The 18,455-nt window shown below is 45.7% G+C and carries 19 protein-coding genes; 11 read left to right on the top strand and 8 right to left on the bottom strand.

Going from position 1 to position 18,455, the window contains the following annotated elements:
• Positions 1 to 6: 6 nt before the first annotated feature.
• The 3 genes from CHA6605_RS27030 to CHA6605_RS27020 form a co-directional block, all read right to left on the bottom strand.
• A complete protein-coding gene (locus tag CHA6605_RS27030; RefSeq protein WP_015162554.1) occupies positions 7 to 372 on the bottom strand; it encodes a DUF565 domain-containing protein in 366 nt (121 codons plus the stop codon).
• 8 nt (positions 373 to 380) lie between these two features.
• Entirely contained in the window at positions 381 to 2,117 is a 1,737-nt protein-coding gene (locus CHA6605_RS27025) for a DUF3685 domain-containing protein (RefSeq protein ID WP_015162553.1), read from the bottom strand.
• A 73-nt stretch (positions 2,118 to 2,190) separates the two neighbouring features.
• Entirely contained in the window at positions 2,191 to 3,420 is a 1,230-nt protein-coding gene (locus CHA6605_RS27020; protein ID WP_015162552.1) for an FAD-dependent oxidoreductase, read from the bottom strand.
• A 69-nt stretch (positions 3,421 to 3,489) separates the two neighbouring features.
• Here CHA6605_RS27020 and CHA6605_RS27015 point away from each other — a divergent pair, with 69 nt between their 5' ends.
• Positions 3,490 to 4,095: a YdcF family protein gene (locus CHA6605_RS27015; protein WP_015162551.1), complete on the top strand. Its 606-nt coding sequence runs from the start codon at positions 3,490 to 3,492 to the stop codon at positions 4,093 to 4,095.
• Positions 4,096 to 4,100: 5 nt separating this feature from the next.
• On the opposite strand, the gene CHA6605_RS27010 is transcribed toward CHA6605_RS27015, so the two are convergent.
• Both CHA6605_RS27010 and CHA6605_RS27005 read right to left on the bottom strand, forming a co-directional pair.
• A complete protein-coding gene (locus CHA6605_RS27010) occupies positions 4,101 to 5,507 on the bottom strand; it encodes a cytochrome c biogenesis protein (protein ID WP_015162550.1) in 1,407 nt (468 codons plus the stop codon).
• A 207-nt stretch (positions 5,508 to 5,714) separates the two neighbouring features.
• Positions 5,715 to 6,452 (bottom strand): cytochrome c biogenesis protein CcdA, encoded by a 738-nt coding sequence (locus CHA6605_RS27005; protein WP_015162549.1) that lies wholly within the window; start codon positions 6,450 to 6,452, stop codon positions 5,715 to 5,717.
• 401 nt (positions 6,453 to 6,853) lie between these two features.
• On the opposite strand from CHA6605_RS27005, the gene rpmG reads away from it, so the two are divergent.
• The 6 genes from rpmG to CHA6605_RS26980 all read left to right on the top strand — a co-directional run bounded on the left by rpmG (position 6,854) and on the right by CHA6605_RS26980 (position 11,323).
• Positions 6,854 to 7,048 carry a 50S ribosomal protein L33 gene (rpmG, locus tag CHA6605_RS33290; protein WP_015162548.1) on the top strand — a complete coding sequence of 65 codons (195 nt, stop codon included), beginning with the start codon at positions 6,854 to 6,856 and terminating at the stop codon, positions 7,046 to 7,048.
• 193 nt (positions 7,049 to 7,241) lie between these two features.
• Positions 7,242 to 7,457 carry a 30S ribosomal protein S18 gene (gene rpsR, locus CHA6605_RS27000; RefSeq protein ID WP_015162547.1) on the top strand — a complete coding sequence of 72 codons (216 nt, stop codon included), beginning with the start codon at positions 7,242 to 7,244 and terminating at the stop codon, positions 7,455 to 7,457.
• A gap of 237 nt (positions 7,458 to 7,694) precedes the next feature.
• Complete coding sequence (locus CHA6605_RS26995; RefSeq protein ID WP_015162546.1) at positions 7,695 to 9,713, top strand: ribonuclease catalytic domain-containing protein; 2,019 nt, start codon at positions 7,695 to 7,697, stop codon at positions 9,711 to 9,713.
• An 8-nt stretch (positions 9,714 to 9,721) separates the two neighbouring features.
• Positions 9,722 to 9,985, top strand: a complete 264-nt coding sequence (locus CHA6605_RS26990) for a TIGR02450 family Trp-rich protein (RefSeq protein ID WP_015162545.1) — start codon at positions 9,722 to 9,724, stop codon at positions 9,983 to 9,985.
• Between the two features lie 216 nt (positions 9,986 to 10,201).
• Positions 10,202 to 10,792 carry an SMC-Scp complex subunit ScpB gene (gene scpB, locus CHA6605_RS26985; protein ID WP_015162544.1) on the top strand — a complete coding sequence of 197 codons (591 nt, stop codon included), beginning with the start codon at positions 10,202 to 10,204 and terminating at the stop codon, positions 10,790 to 10,792.
• Positions 10,793 to 10,978: 186 nt separating this feature from the next.
• Positions 10,979 to 11,323, top strand: coding sequence for a DUF760 domain-containing protein (locus tag CHA6605_RS26980; RefSeq protein ID WP_015162542.1), 345 nt, complete (start codon positions 10,979 to 10,981; stop codon positions 11,321 to 11,323).
• Between the two features lie 16 nt (positions 11,324 to 11,339).
• On the opposite strand, the gene CHA6605_RS26975 is transcribed toward CHA6605_RS26980, so the two are convergent.
• A complete protein-coding gene (locus CHA6605_RS26975) occupies positions 11,340 to 12,392 on the bottom strand; it encodes an aromatic ring-hydroxylating oxygenase subunit alpha (protein WP_041550054.1) in 1,053 nt (350 codons plus the stop codon).
• Positions 12,393 to 12,497: 105 nt separating this feature from the next.
• On the opposite strand from CHA6605_RS26975, the gene recO reads away from it, so the two are divergent.
• The 4 genes from recO to CHA6605_RS26955 all read left to right on the top strand — a co-directional run bounded on the left by recO (position 12,498) and on the right by CHA6605_RS26955 (position 16,678).
• Positions 12,498 to 13,313 (top strand): DNA repair protein RecO, encoded by an 816-nt coding sequence (gene recO, locus CHA6605_RS26970; protein WP_015162540.1) that lies wholly within the window; start codon positions 12,498 to 12,500, stop codon positions 13,311 to 13,313.
• Between the two features lie 368 nt (positions 13,314 to 13,681).
• Positions 13,682 to 15,106 (top strand): MFS transporter, encoded by a 1,425-nt coding sequence (locus CHA6605_RS26965; RefSeq protein ID WP_015162539.1) that lies wholly within the window; start codon positions 13,682 to 13,684, stop codon positions 15,104 to 15,106.
• A 123-nt stretch (positions 15,107 to 15,229) separates the two neighbouring features.
• Positions 15,230 to 16,006, top strand: a complete 777-nt coding sequence (locus tag CHA6605_RS26960) for an ABC transporter ATP-binding protein (RefSeq protein ID WP_015162538.1) — start codon at positions 15,230 to 15,232, stop codon at positions 16,004 to 16,006.
• Between the two features lie 87 nt (positions 16,007 to 16,093).
• Positions 16,094 to 16,678 carry a Uma2 family endonuclease gene (locus CHA6605_RS26955; protein WP_015162537.1) on the top strand — a complete coding sequence of 195 codons (585 nt, stop codon included), beginning with the start codon at positions 16,094 to 16,096 and terminating at the stop codon, positions 16,676 to 16,678.
• 370 nt (positions 16,679 to 17,048) lie between these two features.
• Here the strand turns inward: CHA6605_RS26955 and CHA6605_RS26945 are convergent, their stop codons facing one another.
• Together CHA6605_RS26945 and CHA6605_RS26940 are read right to left on the bottom strand one after the other, a co-directional pair.
• Positions 17,049 to 17,420: a hypothetical protein gene (locus CHA6605_RS26945; RefSeq protein ID WP_015162535.1), complete on the bottom strand. Its 372-nt coding sequence runs from the start codon at positions 17,418 to 17,420 to the stop codon at positions 17,049 to 17,051.
• Positions 17,421 to 18,140, bottom strand: coding sequence for a hypothetical protein (locus CHA6605_RS26940; protein ID WP_157260115.1), 720 nt, complete (start codon positions 18,138 to 18,140; stop codon positions 17,421 to 17,423).
• Positions 18,141 to 18,455 lie beyond the last annotated feature (315 nt).

Genomic DNA, 18,455 nt, shown 5'->3' with positions numbered 1-18,455 from the left:
ATTAATTTAACTTCCCAATTTAAATGCTTCGACAAATAAGCCGTACATTAAGCCTAATTTAAGGCTATTTAAAATAGCGATCGAGATCGGACGCTGACCGATAATTTGATCTCGCCCTTCGGTACTGCGCCGACCGAAAATAGTGCCATAAGTCAGCCAACCGATCGATTCGACAATGGCGACTAGTGTGAGCGATGCAAAGACATCTAGATTGGCTCTTTGTCCGGTAGATGTGGCGATCGCGGAGGCCAGAAAGTTCCCGAATAATAGACTGATAATAATTATCGATAGTCGCCGCCATGGATTTTCAACCCATCTTCCGAACTGTCGAGTGAGTCGATCGAATAGAGTATTTAGACGAGTATTTTGCATGACGCTCTCTAACGATTGCGATTGGTTTCTTGCCAGATATTACCAATACCTTTGATGATACCGCGACCGATTAAACCGATACCGCGACCGATAATCTCTGTTAATAAATATACAACACTACTACCCAGAAATGTCGTAGCCGATCGCAGTCGCGGCGACAGCGCGTCTCTGAGTTCTAGAGTTAATGTAACTGCCAACGGAATTCCGGTCAATCTTTCTAGCTCTTGGGGTCGAGGTGCATATATATTAGTGCGTTTAATTCCATAAGCCGTAAAGATCAATAAGCGATATTCACTTTCAAAAATGGCTTGAGGCTCGCTCAGATAACGATCGATCCGGTATCGCCATGAAAGATCGTTGCGGAAGCGTTCGATTTCTCGACTAGAAAGCAATCGTCGATCGTAAAATCCCGATTTCATCGATTCTAAATTGCCAAACCGATTGAGTAGGGGTTGCATGACGGCATTTGCCATGTGAATCGTCAGATTTTCGAGCAGCGCACTAGCTCGATCTTCAGCGGCGGGACTGCCAAAGGCACAGATCGTATTATCGATCGTCAGCGGTGTTTTGAATAGTAAGTAGTTAAATAATTCGCTCGGTTGAGATATTTTAGCAAGAATTTCAGACTGAACGATTGCGACGTCTTGTAGCAAAATTGGAATAATTTCGACATGGCGATCTTCTGTGGAAAGGGTATGATATCTACCAAAAAAATCAGTCGTTACCGATGACCATAAATCTTGTAAGATTATCGGCAACTTGAGCGATAGTTGGTCGATCGTCACTTGAGAAAACCGTAATTCATCGATTAAGCCTTCAAACTGTTGCAAGATTAAATAAAACAGTTCTCGCTTCTTATCCGATCGGAGAATATCGATTTCTAGCCGACTACTGGTAAGATTTTCTAAATTGGATTGTAATTTAGCAGCAATCCGCTCGAACAAGTTTTGGAGTGGCGGATTGACTCGTTCGGGTTGAGCCAGCGGCGAAGATAAAACTAGTTGGCTGGAGGCATTCAGGATGGGCGGATTGGGATCGCTCTCCCTGACTGGATCTGGAGCAGAAAATAAGCGTTTGACTAGCCAGCGGGCGGTCTTGAGTTCGCGCTGGCGTCCGGTTAATATGGCTCGATCGAGTGGTGAGAGTCGATCGGTACTGAGGTTGGTATTTACTTCGGCTAAAGTAGTTTCGATTTGCTGGAGACTGGCGAACCGCAATCGAACGCGCCAACTCAGAGGGCGAGTTTGGCCGCCGACACTGACCTGTTGTAAAATTGCTGATGCCCAACTAGTTTCGCCTGCGGCAACTCGGCGGATACTGGCAACTAAATCAAGAATGGAACTACCCCTAAGGCAACAACCGTCGATGCCGATTTGAAATGCTGTCCCAAAATCTGGACTTTGAGGCTCGGCTATTAACAAGATCGGTAAGTTGGGATACGTGGCTTTCACTTGCTGACAAAAGGTCAGATGTGCAGTCGCATTCGGGCGATCGCGTAATGGCAATCCCATTAGAATTAGATCGAGATCGATCGGTTCGCCAGTACTATCGCGCCATCTTCGCGCCGCAGCATCTGCGAGCATTAGCTCGGCACTGGCGACGGTTTGGGCTTCAGCAGCGACATGTAAATCGGGAAACCGATTCAAGCAGGCAATTAACCCCGACTGGATGACTGGATCGGCTTCGATCGATAAAATCTGGATAGATCGATTCTCCATCGAAGAGACTACGGTGACTGCGCTCAATACTATTGCTCCAAAAGACTTCTGGACGTTATTAAGTCAAAAATAGAGACAATCGCTAAATTTTTACTACATTTTACCCCCTTGAGACCTGCAAAGATACTTGTGTAAATCCTTTCCGGAGCTGGAGTTGTCGATCGATCCAGGATTGGCGAATGCGGTTGCGTAGCAGTGGGATGCGCGGGACGATCCGGCTGACGAGATAGCGCAGCGGCGGATAATCGTGCAGAAGTTCGCCCTGGGCGATTTCGGCGCGTTGGAGCTGTTGAATGCGGACGATTTCGGGTACGCGTTCGGCTTGAATTTGCGCGAGTACGGCGTCAATGTTGGCCAGATGAGATTGTTTTAATACTGGTACTAGATGGTTGGCTGCTACAATAACATCGCGTAACGCCATATTGATACCCTGCGCGCGAATTGGTGACATCGGATGCGCGGCATCACCCAAAAGGAGCACTCCTGGGGCGTGCCACTGCGGGCAGAGTCCGACTGTCACCGAGAGTAAAAACGGACGTTCCAGAGTATCTGCTTGCTGTCTTAAGGCGGCTGCTAACCAGTCGGGAGAGGCTACGGCTAGTGTTTCGACCCAATCGATTTTTTGCCACTGTTTGGGGTCATTTTGTCCCTCTGTAACCCGATTTAACGACCATCCGATCTGAAGCTGTCCTTCCGAACCCAGAAATAAGCCAAAAGCAGCATCGCCACATAATACCGAATAGAAGATATTTTCAAGTTCCAACTCAGGAGTACTGGCTAGTTTAAACCAGAGAATATCGTAACTTTGAGCGGCTAAATCGATCGCTAAATTGGCCTGCTGACGCACGATCGAATTGCGGCCATCGGCACCTACGACCAGATCTGCGGGAATCTGACGATTATCGGCCAAAATGACCCCGATCGCCCGCTCTCGCTCCCACAAGATATCTCTGACGCCAGAGCCAGCGATAAATTCAAAGTTTGGATACTCACTAACTTTAGCCATCACCCCTTCGAGAAAAGCAGGTTGAGAAATCAGCGTACAAGGCTTACCTCCTGCTTCCATCGGCTCCTCAACTCGAAAAATCGCTCGATTCTCGATAATAAACTCCCACGCAGCGAGGGGACGGTGGGGGATGTGGGCGACTAAATCTGTCAATCCCATCTGCTCGATTGCCTCTAAGCCGCTCGGCATCAAAGCCTCGCCCCGGAAAGTCCGCCGAAAGTTGCGCGAGGCTTCAATTAATGTCACCTCGACCCCCCGCTGAACTAGCAGCAGTGCCAAAGTCAAACCCGTCGGCCCCGCCCCAATAATTACAACTTGGCTCATCTGGATGCTGCAAGCGATCTCGCTCGGTAGAATAGTCTTAATTAATTGTAAGAGTGGCGGACATCAGCCGTGAAGATTAGCAAAATATGGAGCGGAGATCGCCAGCGAATTGCGAAAATTGTAACTCACGGCACGATCGGGTCGATCGCCTTATTACTCGTGAGTGCTGGCGCGATCGCGATCGCCGGATCGATCGATAATATCGATCGGGCAGATGTTGCTGTCGTGCTGGGCAATACGGTCGATCCTAGCGGCAAACCTTCTGCGCGCTTGCAAGCCAGATTAGATAAAGCGATTCAACTTTACCAGCAGGGAGTTTTTAAAAACACGATCGTCAGCGGTGGCGTGGGTAAAGAAGGGTTCGACGAAGCGGTAGTGATGAAGCAGTACCTAGTAACCCAGGGGTTACCCGCCGAGCGGATTTATGTCGATAGTCAAGGGAATAATACCTATCTCACCGCCAAGCGCACCGCCCAACTAATGACCGAACATAAGTGGGATAGTGCGATTGCAATCTCTCAATATTTTCATCTCCCCCGCACCAAATTAGCACTCCAAAAATTCGGAATTAAAACCGTCTATACCGCACACGCCAACTTCTTTGAGCTGCGCGATTTATATTCGACAGTCCGAGAAGTATTTAGCTACACCTCTTATTTAATGCGATCGTATTAGGTTATCTAACCGACTGCCGTGGGCACATCTAGATCGCTAGCTACTTCGCACGTACCCGCATTTTGGAGCCGTTCGATAATGTCAATCGTTTCGCGCTCGAACACCACTTGAGCGCGATTTGTGCGGCCACCCAAGTACAATTTACCTTCTTTAGTTACTGCCCAGATTTGGGAATGCGAGAAGTAACTCATAATGACACCTAACATCAGCAAACCAAAGCCTAGATACACGATCGGAATTCCCGGATCGGCTTTGATTTGTAAGCCAGTCCCACCAATCAGTTCGAGAATTTTTAACGTGACTCCATTAACTTCGATCGAGTTACCAGCACGCACGCTCGAAATCAGTTGTCCTTTGGTATCGTAAACTAGCATCGTTCCTTGCAAGTCTTTTGCCAACAGCGAAACACCTTCGCTTAAATCTGGCTTAGTCGGAATCCAAGTACCCCAGAGCCGATTTTGGGCACCCTGTCCGATTTGTGCCATGGGCAATCTAAAGATCGGGCTATTATTTAATCTGATTTTCACTCCCGAAATCGACCAGTCAGTTTGATAGTAATAAACTCCTTGATATTTCAGGGGTTTATTCACATAAATCGTCTGACGATCGAGTTCTTTTTGCGTACTATTATCGACTACCGACAGGTCGGAGTAAAACTGATCTATCGTGCCTGCGGGTGTATATTCTATCCAAAAACGATTGACTTTAACAGACCAATCTTTGGGAATTTGGTTGCGCGCTAATGGCCCCGCATCGAGAATATTTTTAACTTGAAAAGTATCGCCACTCGGCACCATTTCTTGACCGATAAATCCAGTCATCGCGCCCCAGACGCCGCCGAGGAGAGTTAAAATCATGCCAACATGCACGACGATCGGCCCAATTTTGCCAATCAATCCTTTGCGAGCATAAAGTTTATCGCCTTCAGTAAAAATCTTGTATTTCTGCGCTTGGAGTTGTTCGGTAAGTGCTGTCAAATCTCGGTCTTCGATTTCGGCACTTAAGGCTAATCTCTGAAAGAATTTAGGATTGTCATAAAATTTCCACTTTCGCGCCGACTTAAGCATCGGCAACTGAGTGGTAAAAGTACAAGTCATCAGACTAATTCCGAACAGAACTAATAGTCCTAAATACCACCAAGTTCGATATACATGGTCTAAGCCGATTACTTGAATTACTTTCCAAGTGAGAAAACCAAATAAAGCTGGATGCTCGGGATAGTTAGTCTGATAAAATCCGGGCGTCTCTCCCTGTTCGATGACCGTCCCCGTAATACTCACAACTGCGATAATCAGTACCAACACGATCGCAAATTTGAGATTGGCAATAACTGGCACGATTTTTTTTCGCCACCATTGTTGGGGTATTTGCCAGAAATTACTAGAAGCTGTTACGTTGGATTCGATCGCCATTTTGGATTTTGGATTTTGGATTTTCTACACCAGTTAATTCGTAGGGTTGACATTGCCCAACATTTAATGTTGAAAACAACTTTATTTATACAAAATAAGGATGTTTGTAAAAATATTTATTATTTATATGTTGTCTACAATTTAGTTGGTAGGCAGTGCCCACCCTACTCCTGATTTATCTATTTTTTAAAATATATGATTGAGTTCTTAAAAACTAGGAATTCTAGTCAACAAGGAAAACACCCCAAACCCAATTAAGAGGATGCCACTAGTTGGGGTAATCCATCCCGACCATTTACGTACTTCCAATAACTTCTTAATTACAGCCGTAAATGTCCCTGCCAATATTAATGGTGCCACATAACCAGCCGTATATGCTAGGAGGAGTCCCGCACCCAGCCAGATATTGCCCGTACTCGCCACCCAAGCTAGCAAACTAGCCAATACCGGAGTACTGCAAGGCGAAGCAACTAAGCCAAAGGTGACTCCTAACAAATAAGAACGCAACCCATTCGGTAAATCTTTGGGAATCCAATCCATCCCCCCAAAATCGGGCAGTTGGAAGGGTAAAGCTTCAAGCAGATTCAAACCCATCAGAATCGCCACCACACTGACAAAGATCGGCAATCCTAAGCCAATTTGACCGTAAACTTTACCTACTACCGCCGCAAATATGCCCAATCCTGCTAGGGTTGTAGCGATGCCCACACAGAAAAAAGTCGATTGTAATGCAGCTTGCCAACGGCTTTTGTATTCGTAGCCGCCGATATACCCGATCGTAATCGGTAACATCGATAACGTACAAGGCGTCAGACTAGTGAGCAATCCCGCTAAGAAGATCGTCGCTATCGATACCCAGGTAATCTGAGTCAGTTGCTCGGTCACCAATCGATCGGCAAAGTGTTCGAGTTGATATAATGCAGTCTGAAGATCGATCGTTGGCATAAAAGGTCGAGCATATTCCCCTTAATGATTATACAAACGATCGAATCGTAACAGTTGCTACTATTAACCTAAGTTGTAGTTACAGATTTTTAGTGTCGAAGGGGGAAAGGGCAAAGGGCAAAGGATAGAACAATTTCCAATTTCCTTTCCCCTGTCCCCCATAACCACCTCGCGAATATAATTAGCAACTTGCTTTCGATAAGCTCTCTTGCGTAAATTGTTTCATGACGGGCGAAAACTTGTATAATGCTTTGCTGCCATTGCAAAGACTGAACCTACAAGTTCTCAGAAGCGATCGTTTGTTGTAAGGTTATAGGAGTTAGTAGTTGCCGATCGAGCGATACTCATGAGATAATCATAGGCTGTGTCTATTTTATTCCCGCGTTGGGTCTGTAAAGAGTATGGCAGCCAAAAAGGGCGTTCGTATTATCATCACATTGGAATGCACTGAGTGTCGCAGTAATCCTGCCAAACGCTCTGCTGGCGTATCCCGTTACACAACAATGAAAAATCGTCGGAACACCACCGCACGGTTAGAGTTGAGCAAATTCTGTCGCTACTGCAACAAGCACACGACACACAAAGAGATCAAATAATTATGTTGTTAGTTATATCGATTCGTAGGGGAGAGGGGAAAGTTTAAAGGGTAAAGGCAATGGAACACATTTTTCCTTTACCCCTTCCCCAATCCAACTAAGAATTGTAACTATCTACTATCCACCGTCTTGATTTGCTAAACCGTCGGGAAACCCGACGAGCGCAAGTCGCTATTCACTATCCACTAAACACATGGCATATTTTCGCAAACGGTTATCGCCGATCAAGCCTGGAGAACCCATCGATTATAAAGATGTAGACTTACTCCGCAAGTTCGTTACCGAACGGGGCAAGATCTTACCTCGCAGAATCACTGGCTTAACCTCCAAACAACAAAGAGATCTGACTCTCTCGATTAAGCGCGCTCGTCAAATCGCCTTGATGCCATTCATCAACGTCGAAGGCTAACAGTAAAAGGGATGAGGAATGAGGGTTGCTAGTAGCTCGAAAGTTTCCAGCAAACTTCATATCTTCACATTCCTGGCTGAGTTTTAGATCTAGCAGCTATACCCCATTCGCCGTAAACTAGAGAAGGTAGTTTCATTTGCGTTGTCTTAGCATCTGAATGAAGAGAAAATCGAGACTGAAACTAAACACAACCAAATAACGCGTAACATTTAATTGTTACAAAGGAAGATAATAGGGGTGGAGAAGGGAACTCTAGTTGAATTTTGGCACAATGGAGAACGCCGTCTAGCTATTGCCGATCGTCCAGAAGGGAAAAAACACTGGATCGCGATCGATGCTCGCAGTCAGTCGCATACGCTGCATCCGCGCGATATTACTTATGAAGTAGCCGGGATTAGCTGCAAACAGCCAGCAGAAATCAATAAATTTACAACCGAAGTCGCACCGAATGTCGATCCTGACAGCTTGGAAGTAGCTTGGGAAATGTTGGTAGAAGACAGCGAACTCGTCGATCCGCCCGCTTTAGCAGACTTATTGTATTCTGATCGTACTCCAGTTCTGTGTTATGCTGCTCACATCTTGCTCTCCGAAGACAAGATCTATTTCAAGAACAAGAAAGAAGACAAATACGAAGCCCGCAGCCGCACTCAAGTTGCCGAACTCAAACACCAAGCTAGTGTCAAAGAGCAAAAAGAGCGGGAACAGCAAGGATTTATCGCCCGCATCGAGCAGAAGTTAGCAGGCAAGGCTGTTGAGTGGCAAGACACCGACAAACAGCGACTCGAAGTCCTCGAAAAATATGTACTCAATCCCGATGTTCCCCCGCAAAAACTAGGTGAATATCTGTCCGCTCTCAACGTGTCGCAAACCCAGCCTGCGGTATTCTCGCTCCTCGTGGAATTGGGATGGTGGGACATACATGAAAACATCCATTTGCGACGTTCTCAGACTCCCGTTCACTTCTCACACAAGATGCAAACTGTGGCGCATGAATTACTGACAAATCCTCCTGTCGATCTCGATGCAACCCGCCGCCGCGATCTTACTCACCTGAAGGTATACACGATCGATGATGAGAGTACCCAAGAAATCGACGACGGTTTGAGTGTTGAAACATTGCCAGATGGCCGCCAAAAATTGTGGATTCATATTGCCGATCCCACGCGGTTATTATCGCCCGATGATGAATTCGATCTCGAAGCGCGGAAAAGATCTGTCACAATTTATCTGCCAACAGGGATGATTCCGATGTTCCCCCCCGAACTCGCAACCGGGCCAATGAGCCTGCGGCAGGGGCAAAAATGCTGTGCCTTAAGTTTTGGGGTAATCTTAGATGAAAGCGGTGCCGCGAGCGAATATGAGATAACTACGAGCACGATCGAGCCGACTTATCGACTCACTTATGAAGATGTCGAGGAAATGCTGCAACTGCGGATTCCTGGCGAAAACGAAATCGAAGCGATCGCCAAAGCGGCTAAACTCCGCAACCAGTGGCGACTCTCTCAAGGCTCGATTAATATCAATATGCCTGAGTCTACCGTCAAAGTCAGCGGCGATAAAGTCTCGATCGATCTGATCGAAGACAATCGCGCGCGCCGCTTAGTTGCCGAAATGATGATTCTCGCTGGCGAAGTAGCTGCTAAATACGGACAAGACAATTCCCTCCCACTCCCTTATCGCGGCCAACCCCAACCAGAACTCCCGCCAGAAGAAGAACTGATTCTCATCCCAGTCGGCCCTGCACGCTCCTGTGCCGTGCGTCGCTGTATGCCTCGTAGTGAAATGGCAACTACGCCTTCTCGGCACGCTAGCTTGGGTTTAAACACCTATTCTCAAGTTACCTCTCCAATTCGTCGTTATACAGATTTACTCTCCCATTTCCAAATCAAAGCTCACCTGCGCGGCGACGAATTACCTTTTACCGTCGAGCGATTGCAGGAAATTATGATGGGATTGGGAACGAGTATTTACGAAGCCACAATGGTCGAACGCCAAACCAATCGCTACTGGACATTAGAATACCTCAATCGATCGGGCGATCGCGAATGGGATGCTTTATTCCTTCGCTGGCTGCGCGAGGACGAAAGTCTGGCTCTAATCTTAATTGAAGAATTAGGCATCGAACTCGCCATGCGATTCAATCGGTGGGTCGCTTTGGGCGAACAAATCCAAGTCCAAGTCGCACTCGTCGATCCGCGCCAGGATATCATTCACCTGCGAGAAATTTCCGGTCAAATTGTCAGCTCGTTAGCATAGCCTCAATCATGGCAAAAAAGCAAAAATTTCCACACCTACTCGGCTCCAAATGGACGGCTACCCAAAAAATGTGGGGGTGGCGACATTTTCAAGTAGTCAATCGTCGCAATGATGGTAAGTGGGTCTTTGCTGAAATGGTATCCTCCTGCGATCCGAATGTCAGATTCTGGATCAATGCTCAAGCGATAAAAGATACCAGCCAATGGAAACCGGGCTGGCAATCTCTCGATGAAATGTCACTAGAAAAAGATGATTTGGTATTCATAGAGTAAGATTTGTTTTAAGTTTGTCTTAGATTCGATCGAGATTCACAACCCGATCGAAATTGCCAAAACCGTAGATAGTGCTCGCCCTACAATCTAGATGGTTGGCAGCGGCTCCCGCTTGCCGGGTTCCCCAACGGTTGATGGAGACAAGACAGTGCCTATCCTACAATCTGAGAATTCGATAGCTGTTAACTATCAATTATCAATTATCAATTAATATAAATGTTTCGTCTCTCCAGTCAAATTGAAGCCATTTTGTATCTCAAAGGACAACCCCTAGATTTAGCAGTTATTGCTGAATGTGCGGGGTGCGATCGCGATGCTGCCGAAACGGCGATGATGGAGTTGATGGATGACTATGCCCATCGCGATAGCGCGCTAGAGGTAGTCGAAACGCCCAAGGGGTATACACTTCAGTTGCGTGGCTCGTTCCAAACGCTGATCGATAAAATGATTCCCCCCGAAATCGGGACGGGTGCGCTGCGCACCTTGGCCGCGATCGCGATTAAGGGGTCGATTTCCCAGACAGATTTGGTAGAATTGAGAGGTAGCGGTGCCTATCAGCACGTTCAAGAACTCGTAGAAGTAGGATTTGTGCGCAAACGACGTCAGTCAGGAAGTCGCTCGTCACTATTGCAAGTAACTGACAAATTCCACCGCACCTACGAACTAAACGATTTACCAATTCAATTACCAGTCGCTGCTATTCCCAAGCTAGCTGATGAAGAAGATGTCGCGAATATCGAGCCACCAGATGAGGATTCAGGGGTGGATTTCACCACTGAGGTGGACTCGAATAGCGAAAACCATTAGCCTACCAAAATCTATGCTCTGCGCCAATTGCAACCTCAATGAATGCGGATAACCGTTCTGAGGGCATACTAATAATAGCGATCTTATCACTGCGCTCTGCTCGATAAAACAGTATCATATTCTTATCGAGCCAAAAAGCTTCAAAGCTGACTAAACACCACTCTCGATCCATCAAATTAAGTCATAATGGCATTTAATCCTGATTTTCTGGAACGCAAATCTGAAGATGCTCAAGTCAATCAATTGCTGAAGTATCTTCAACATCAATCCCCAGAAGTCTTAGCCCAAATTGCTAAGGCCACAACTCCCCAGGTAAAAGATATTATCACCCACAACATCCAGGGCTTATTGGGGATGTTGCCTAGCGATGGCTTTAGCGTTCAAGTTACGACCGATCGCGATAACCTCGCCAATCTCTTAGGTTCGGCGATGATGACTGGCTATTTCTTGCGTCAAATGGAGCAGCGCATGGAACTAGAAGACATGCTCACTGGTTCGAGTTCGATCTCTAGCGACGAAAACCGCGAGTAAGATTGCCGACTAGATCTCAACTGCGCCAATGTAAGATTTGAGATTTAACGGGATTGCTAAACTCGCGATCTTCGCCGATCGATTTAAGGTATTCGGCTCTGAGCTGGTAGTACCAGATAGCTTGGGTGTCAGCATCCCTGATTAACATCAATGGTGGATTGTATTTTAAACCAATTTGTTGCTTGACCACCATATCTCGATCTTGACCCAAGAAGGTGGTGATAAATGGTTGAATCAGCCAACGCAAGGGTTTGAACCAAGGGATGGTGGTATAAAACATCGTCGTGACTTCGGTTTCTGTCTCCGAAATCGGGGTAATTACCGTGAGATTGCACACCCGATTGGTATTAGTCACGATCTGTTCGATCCGCACGCCAGGTAACCGGAAAGCGATTTCGACCTCTGCATCGCCACCAAGCAACCGATAGAAGAAAGTCTGTCGCTCCAATCGATGGCGGCGCATGGTAAAGCCGTATGGAGAAGGATCGAAGGCTTTAATTTCATCTGTGAGGATTGTATCCGATCGCCACCACCACGCGCGATGTACGAATGGAACGTGGGACGGGTCCATTAGCCCCACGACGGCATGATCGATAAAGCAAGGGAACTTCATCGTAAATGTCGATTGATGCGTCACGCCTTCAAATCCGGCAATTTCCGGCACCGTCTGTTGTGGCTCTCGTTCGTCGCAGCGATCGAGATCGGACATGTAAATCCAAATATTACCCTGAACTTCGCGCACGGGATACCGCCGCACCTGAAACTTACTCAAGTCCAAATCTCGATCGTCATTTAAAGCCGGAATTGCGGTACACGTCCCCCCATCGTCGAATCGCCAGCCATGATACGCGCACTCGATCTCTTTACCGTCAAATCGCCCACAACTCAAGGGGACGGCACGATGGGGACAGATATCGCGCAGGGCAAACACTTCACCAGCCTGAGTGCGTCCGAACACCACTGGTTCGCCGAGGAGCTGTTTGGCTAGCATCTGACCCGCTTTGATGCGTTCTGCGGGTAGAGCGTAGTACCAAATATTGCGAAGAAAATTTTGTTTCGATTCGGTCACGAGTTTCAGTGTTGTTAACAGCAATTCGCCGATGGGCACGATCGACGATAAGTTTCGCACTTATAGAGTTTATAGTATATAAGACTTGTCAGCATATCCTAGTTCATGAGCGGTACATATAAAGCGACAGGGATCAATCTCAAAACAATTCCGATCGGTGAAAACGATCGATTGGTGACGATTCTGACCCGCGAACATGGTTTAATTAAGGCGATCGTTCCTGGTGCGCGCAAGTCCAACTCTAGTCTGGGCGGACGTAGTACGCTATTTATGGTTAACGAGCTATTAATTGCCAAAGGTCGCTCTTTAGATAAGATTACCCAAGCTCAGACGACGATTTCTTACGGCAGATTGATTGACGATTTAGGCAAACTTGCCGCCAGTCAATACCTAGCAGAAATCGCACTAGCACAAGCCTTAAGCGATCGACCGCAAGAAGAATTATATCAATTATTATTGTTACATTTAGGCCGATTAAATTCGCTCGATCGCGGCGACAATACCGGATCGATCGCGCATTTATGTCAAGGCATTTTTCACTTACTAGCTCTCGATGGCATCGCGCCTCAAGTCTACGATTGTTGCATTACCAGACAGGCGATCGAGCCAAATTTTACCACCATTAATTGGCAAACTGGATTTAGCATCGAATCGGGCAGTACCGTCGGTTTGAATCTCACTACAGACGATCCTAGCATCGCCGTCAATTATCGACTGACAGCTCTAGACTTGCTATGCTTTCAACATCTGTCCGATCCTAACCTCGATAGGCTCGATCTCGCGATTGATAAATTTTCGATCGATACCATCTCCGATCTGGAACTCGCTGGCGTCTGGCGGCGACTCGAACGCATTTTGCGTCAATATATCCATTACCACCTCAATATTCAGATTCGCTCCGCCGCACTCATCGATTTCTAGTCAGCAGATCGGGTCTACCCATCTACCCTATTGCTGAACCTCCTCTTAGCGTGGCGTCTGGAGTCAGGAGAAGCATCCACCCATCTGTGCCAAAACCCGCTACACTAATAGCTGGCAAATCAGCCCAAAGGTGCGGCTTTCACCATCGCCAACGAGTGACACGCCATCTAACATGGTTGAAGATCTGACACTCTAGATAATTTAAAAACTAGTTACACCGTCAGCTAGAGTACAGTTATCTGCCCAGCCCGCACCGATCGCTTTAAAATGGAAGATATTGCCTTTTGGTGAAGACTCTTCCTGGAGGCACGGTTTTTTAAGATCGAACTTTAAATTCAGCGGTTTTCACAGCCCTACCACATTACTCAATGCGATTATCTGATTTTGACAAAGCACCAGAAAATGAATTGACCGATCTCCACGCAACTGAAGAATCAAGTTCGGGGTTGCCAATGGATGTGGTAGCGGCAACTGGGGAGGAAAATGTGGCACCAGAAACCCAAGCACAGAGCGTAGCTCCCGAACCAGGATTTTTAGCAGTGCTCAAAAATCGCAACTTTGTTACCATGTGGAGCGGACAGATTTTCTCCCAACTAGCGGATAAAGTCTATGTGGTATTGATGATTGCGATTATTGAGAGTCAATTTCAATCAGAAAATCAGAGTATCAGTGGTTGGGTATCGGCGATCATGATTGCCAATACGATTCCAGCAGTGTTATTTGGCTCTCTGGCTGGGGTATTTGTCGATCGGTGGCATAAAAAAGAGGTACTGGTAAGTACCAACCTCCTGCGCGGAATTTTGGTGCTGTCAGTGCCATTTTTATTATGGTTGACCAGGGGTCAAGTACTCGCCAATTTACCGTTAGGGTTTGAAATTCTGTTAGCAGTGACTTTTTTGGTGTCTACACTGGGTCAATTTTTCTCGCCCGCCGAACAAGCGACAATCCCGATGATTGTAGATAAACCAAATCTACTCTCGGCTAATTCGCTCTACACGACGACGGCTATGGGGTCGCTGATTGTCGGATTTGCGATTGGCGAACCAATTTTAGCTCTTGCCGATAGTTTGGGGGCGAGCATTGGTTTGGGTGTAAATATCGGCAAGGAATTATTAGTCGGTGCTAGCTATGCAATTGCCGGGATTTTGCTCATTGTGATGCGGACGGGCGAAACCAAACAGATTGTCACTGGCAATGAGCCGCATGTTTTAGCCGATTTGCGCGATGGCATCCGCTACTTAGGAGAACACAAAAAAATCAAAGGCGCATTAATTCAATTGGTTGTTTTACAATCGATTATTGCCTCAATGACAGTAGTCGCCGTGCGGATGGCCGAACTCTTACCCGAAATTAAAGCTTCCCAATTTGGATTTCTCTTGGCTGCGGGTGGCGTCGGGCTGGCACTCGGTGCGGTAGGATTGAGTTACCTCGATCGACAATTCTCTCGCGATCGACTGAGTTTGTACGGTTCGATCGGTGTGGCAGCCTCTTTAGTGGGGTTATCATTTTCGCACTCGCTGTGGCTGAGTATATTATGCTTGGTCGGCATGGGCGTATTTAGTGCCAGTGTCCTGATTCCCATGCAGACGACAATCCAAAGCGAAACCCCAGAAGAAATGCGTGGCAAGGTATTCGGACTGCAAAACAACGCTATTAACATCGCCCTGAGTTTACCCCTTGCCCTGACGGGCATCGCCGAAACAGCTCTAGGCGTCCCCACCGTGTTATTATGCTTAGCTGCAATCTCCGCGATCGGTGGTATATTTACCCAAAAGTATAATGCAGTAGATTAGTGGATAGTAGATAGTCGATCTTTTTTGAGCATTCAAGGTCGGGAAGTGGGAGAAATCAGATAAAAAGCAAGCATTCTGCCCCCACTCCCCCACTCCCCCACTCCCCCACTCCCCCACTCCCTAATGGAACCAATCATTCAACTACGCGGCATCTCCAAAGCCTTTGGTAATAGCGTAATTTTAGATGGGATGGATTTAGATATCTATCCAGGGCAAGGTTTGGGAATCATCGGGCCATCAGGAACGGGCAAATCGACCATTTTGCGCATTATTGCCGGATTGCTTGCCCCAGATGAGGGCGAAGTTTGGATTCGGGGACAAAAGCGACAGGGGTTAATCGAAGACGGTAACGATCCGGTGTATATCGGGATGGTATTTCAGCAAGCCGCCTTGTTTGATTCACTCACGGTTGAAGAAAATGTTGGCTTTCGGTTATTTCAGCAATCGCATATTTCGCACCAAAAAATTCGAGAGCTAGTTGAGGCTAAACTAGCAATGGTCGGCATGGTAGATGTCGCAGATCGATATCCCGCTCAATTATCTGGGGGAATGCGCAAGCGCGTCAGTTTTGCGCGGGCGATTATGTCTAATCCCGAACATCCTGAAGATAATCCAGAGGTTTTATTATATGACGAACCGACGGCAGGTCTAGACCCGATCGCGTCTACAGTAATTGAAGATTTGGTTAGAGAGTTACAGCATCAAGCTGGCTGTGGCACTTATGTCATGGTTACCCACCAAAGTAGCACGATTCGACGGACTACCGATCGAATTGTGTTTATCTATCAAGGTAAGGTGCAATGGGATGGCAAAACCGCTGATATCGATACTACCGATAACCCACTGATGCGCCAATTTTTTAATGCTAGCATCCACGGCCCGATTCATGTAATTGATTGAGTTCAGATTGAGGGCGCGATCGTTCTCGATCGATTCTGCTGTTGTTAAAATATACTCAGTTATAGTCCTTTTAGGAGTTTCCGTTAGATGATATTATCAACCGGAGAAGTAGTTAAGCATCCTCGATTTGAGTCTTTTGAGGAATATTTAGAGTACACTGATAGCAACAATCGGCTGTATGAATTATTTAACGGCAAATTAGTCGAAGTGCCGCCAGAATCGGGATTTAATATCGGAATTGCTAATTTTTTATTAGCTTCTTTTCTGCCAATTGTCGGCTATTTGCGCGTTCGGGGACATGGATTAGAGTTGGAAGTAAATGGAGAACCTCGCAATCGTTATCCCGATTTGACGATTATTAAACCAGAACATATCGAACAATTACGTTCTCGCAATACGATTCGATTGAGTATGGCACCACTAGATTTGGTAATAGAAGTAGTCAGCCCTGGCAATCTACAACGAGATAGAGATTATATTGCCAAACGAAATCAGTATCTCGATCGAGAAATTCCTGCCTACTGGATTGTCGATCCACAAGTGCTAGAAATTACGGTATTAACATTGATATCAGCAGGATATCAGGAGCAAGTTTATCGCGGTAGCGACAAATTATTATTTCAGGATACCTTGCTCGATCTAACTGCTGATGAGATTTTATCTGCTGGTTGATGCTAAATATTTTTAAAAGCGATGTTTAATACCCATACTTAGCAATTTAGCTACGCACGAACAGGGCACCCACAAGGGGATGCCCCTACAGATTAATGTGGATCGAATGGATGCTATGTTTTAGCGATCGGTTTAATCGTATAAGTTAATGGATCGATATCGACAGAGTTGACACCTAAAGCTTGCCAAAATTGTTTGCATTAATTAAAGTTCGATCTAAAGTAAGAGGATTTTGGAGTATTCTATCCATCCACATCTCCTCATTCTTAATCGAATTAATCATCTGTTGGTGACGCTCTAAGCTCAATAAATTATTGCCCCATCCAGATGGGATTTTATCGACACGTCTTACCATGTCTGAAATTCGACGTTAGCCAAATCTGCCGAATAACTGCCCAACTAAGGATGGTTGAGATTGAAAAGATTGTTGAATTCTCTCGATTGCAACTAAATCTCTAGAAATATCGGCAGTAGGTAGAGACTGTTTATCGAGAATATTAATAATTATCAAATTTTCGAGATACCATAGAGAGACTCCATTCATTTGCTTTGATAATGGACTACTACCACCTTTTAGATCGCTCTTTTCAATCCAAGCTGAATCAAATCCCCACTGTGGCGTAGTATTATTTACTAGTAGGTTTTCGATCGCCTTAAAATCGGGTTGATGAACTTTAATATAATTTGCTAACTTCTCTGGAATTGGCTCGATCGATTCTTGATTTTTTTGTTGGTTCTCCAACTATTTTATAAAAGTCGGTTCCACCGATTTCCATTCCTCGATCGCTACTTTGTCTGGTTTAACTTTTACCTCACTACCATCGCCAAAAGCTTCTACAGATAGCCCCAATTTAGTCATCAAGGATTGTAACTCGATCGCCGATTCATTGGGTGCAGTTTTGGGATGTTGGCGTACATAAGTTGCGATCGCCTGTTCTAATGGTTTTTCTTGCTCCGCTGCATACATATTTCCCCCAATTAGGTAAATACTCATCGTCAATAAGATCGAGCCAATTACCCAGCACCAAACTTTGGTCAGTTCGTGACGCGGACGCGATAATTCTTTTTCTAATGATCGGACTAATATATGTTCCTCTCCGGCTAATTCTCTAACTCGATCGAGTATTTCAGATGTTTTATAAAAGCTAGGTGGTACTTGAACACTTTTACCATTTGCTGTTTTAATCGATACATATCTAATTCCAAACAACTGACAATGTTTTACTAAAGTAATCTCTTGCCAGCCTATACATTTACGACGGTACCAGTAATCAACCGCCTCAATGTGTTCTGAAGTTATTATGAAATCAGATTCCTTAATTAAGAAATACACAACTAGAAGCTCTGCCAATAACAAACCAATTGAGAAACTAATGGATGTAGCAATAGCCTCAACCATAGATTTAATTACAATTGTGGCAAAAATACCGAACACAAAAGCAAATCCTATAGTAGCTGCCATAGCATAGGAAAGATTTGGAAGAAGCAATGATTTAAATCGATATTCGATCGGAGACTGTACAGACTTTTCTGGAGAGATTAATTTTTTGCACCGCATCAGACTATCGATCGCGAGATTACATAGTAAGTATGCCCAAAACATAGCCAAAGGTAGTCAATGTCAGCGACAACGATCGATCTCATCCACTCTTCTAGCCATATAAGTCCAGATTACAGTATTTTTTGTTGGCAAATGATGAGAGCCGAGCATAAAATATAATCGATCGACAAAAGTATCCGAATTTAAATTTAATTAATAGGGTAAAATATCTCAACT

This window comes from Chamaesiphon minutus PCC 6605, from assembly GCF_000317145.1.
In the GTDB taxonomy this organism is placed as follows: Bacteria; Cyanobacteriota; Cyanobacteriia; order Cyanobacteriales; family Chamaesiphonaceae; genus Chamaesiphon; species Chamaesiphon minutus.
This window is presented reverse-complemented; position numbering and strand designations above follow the sequence as displayed.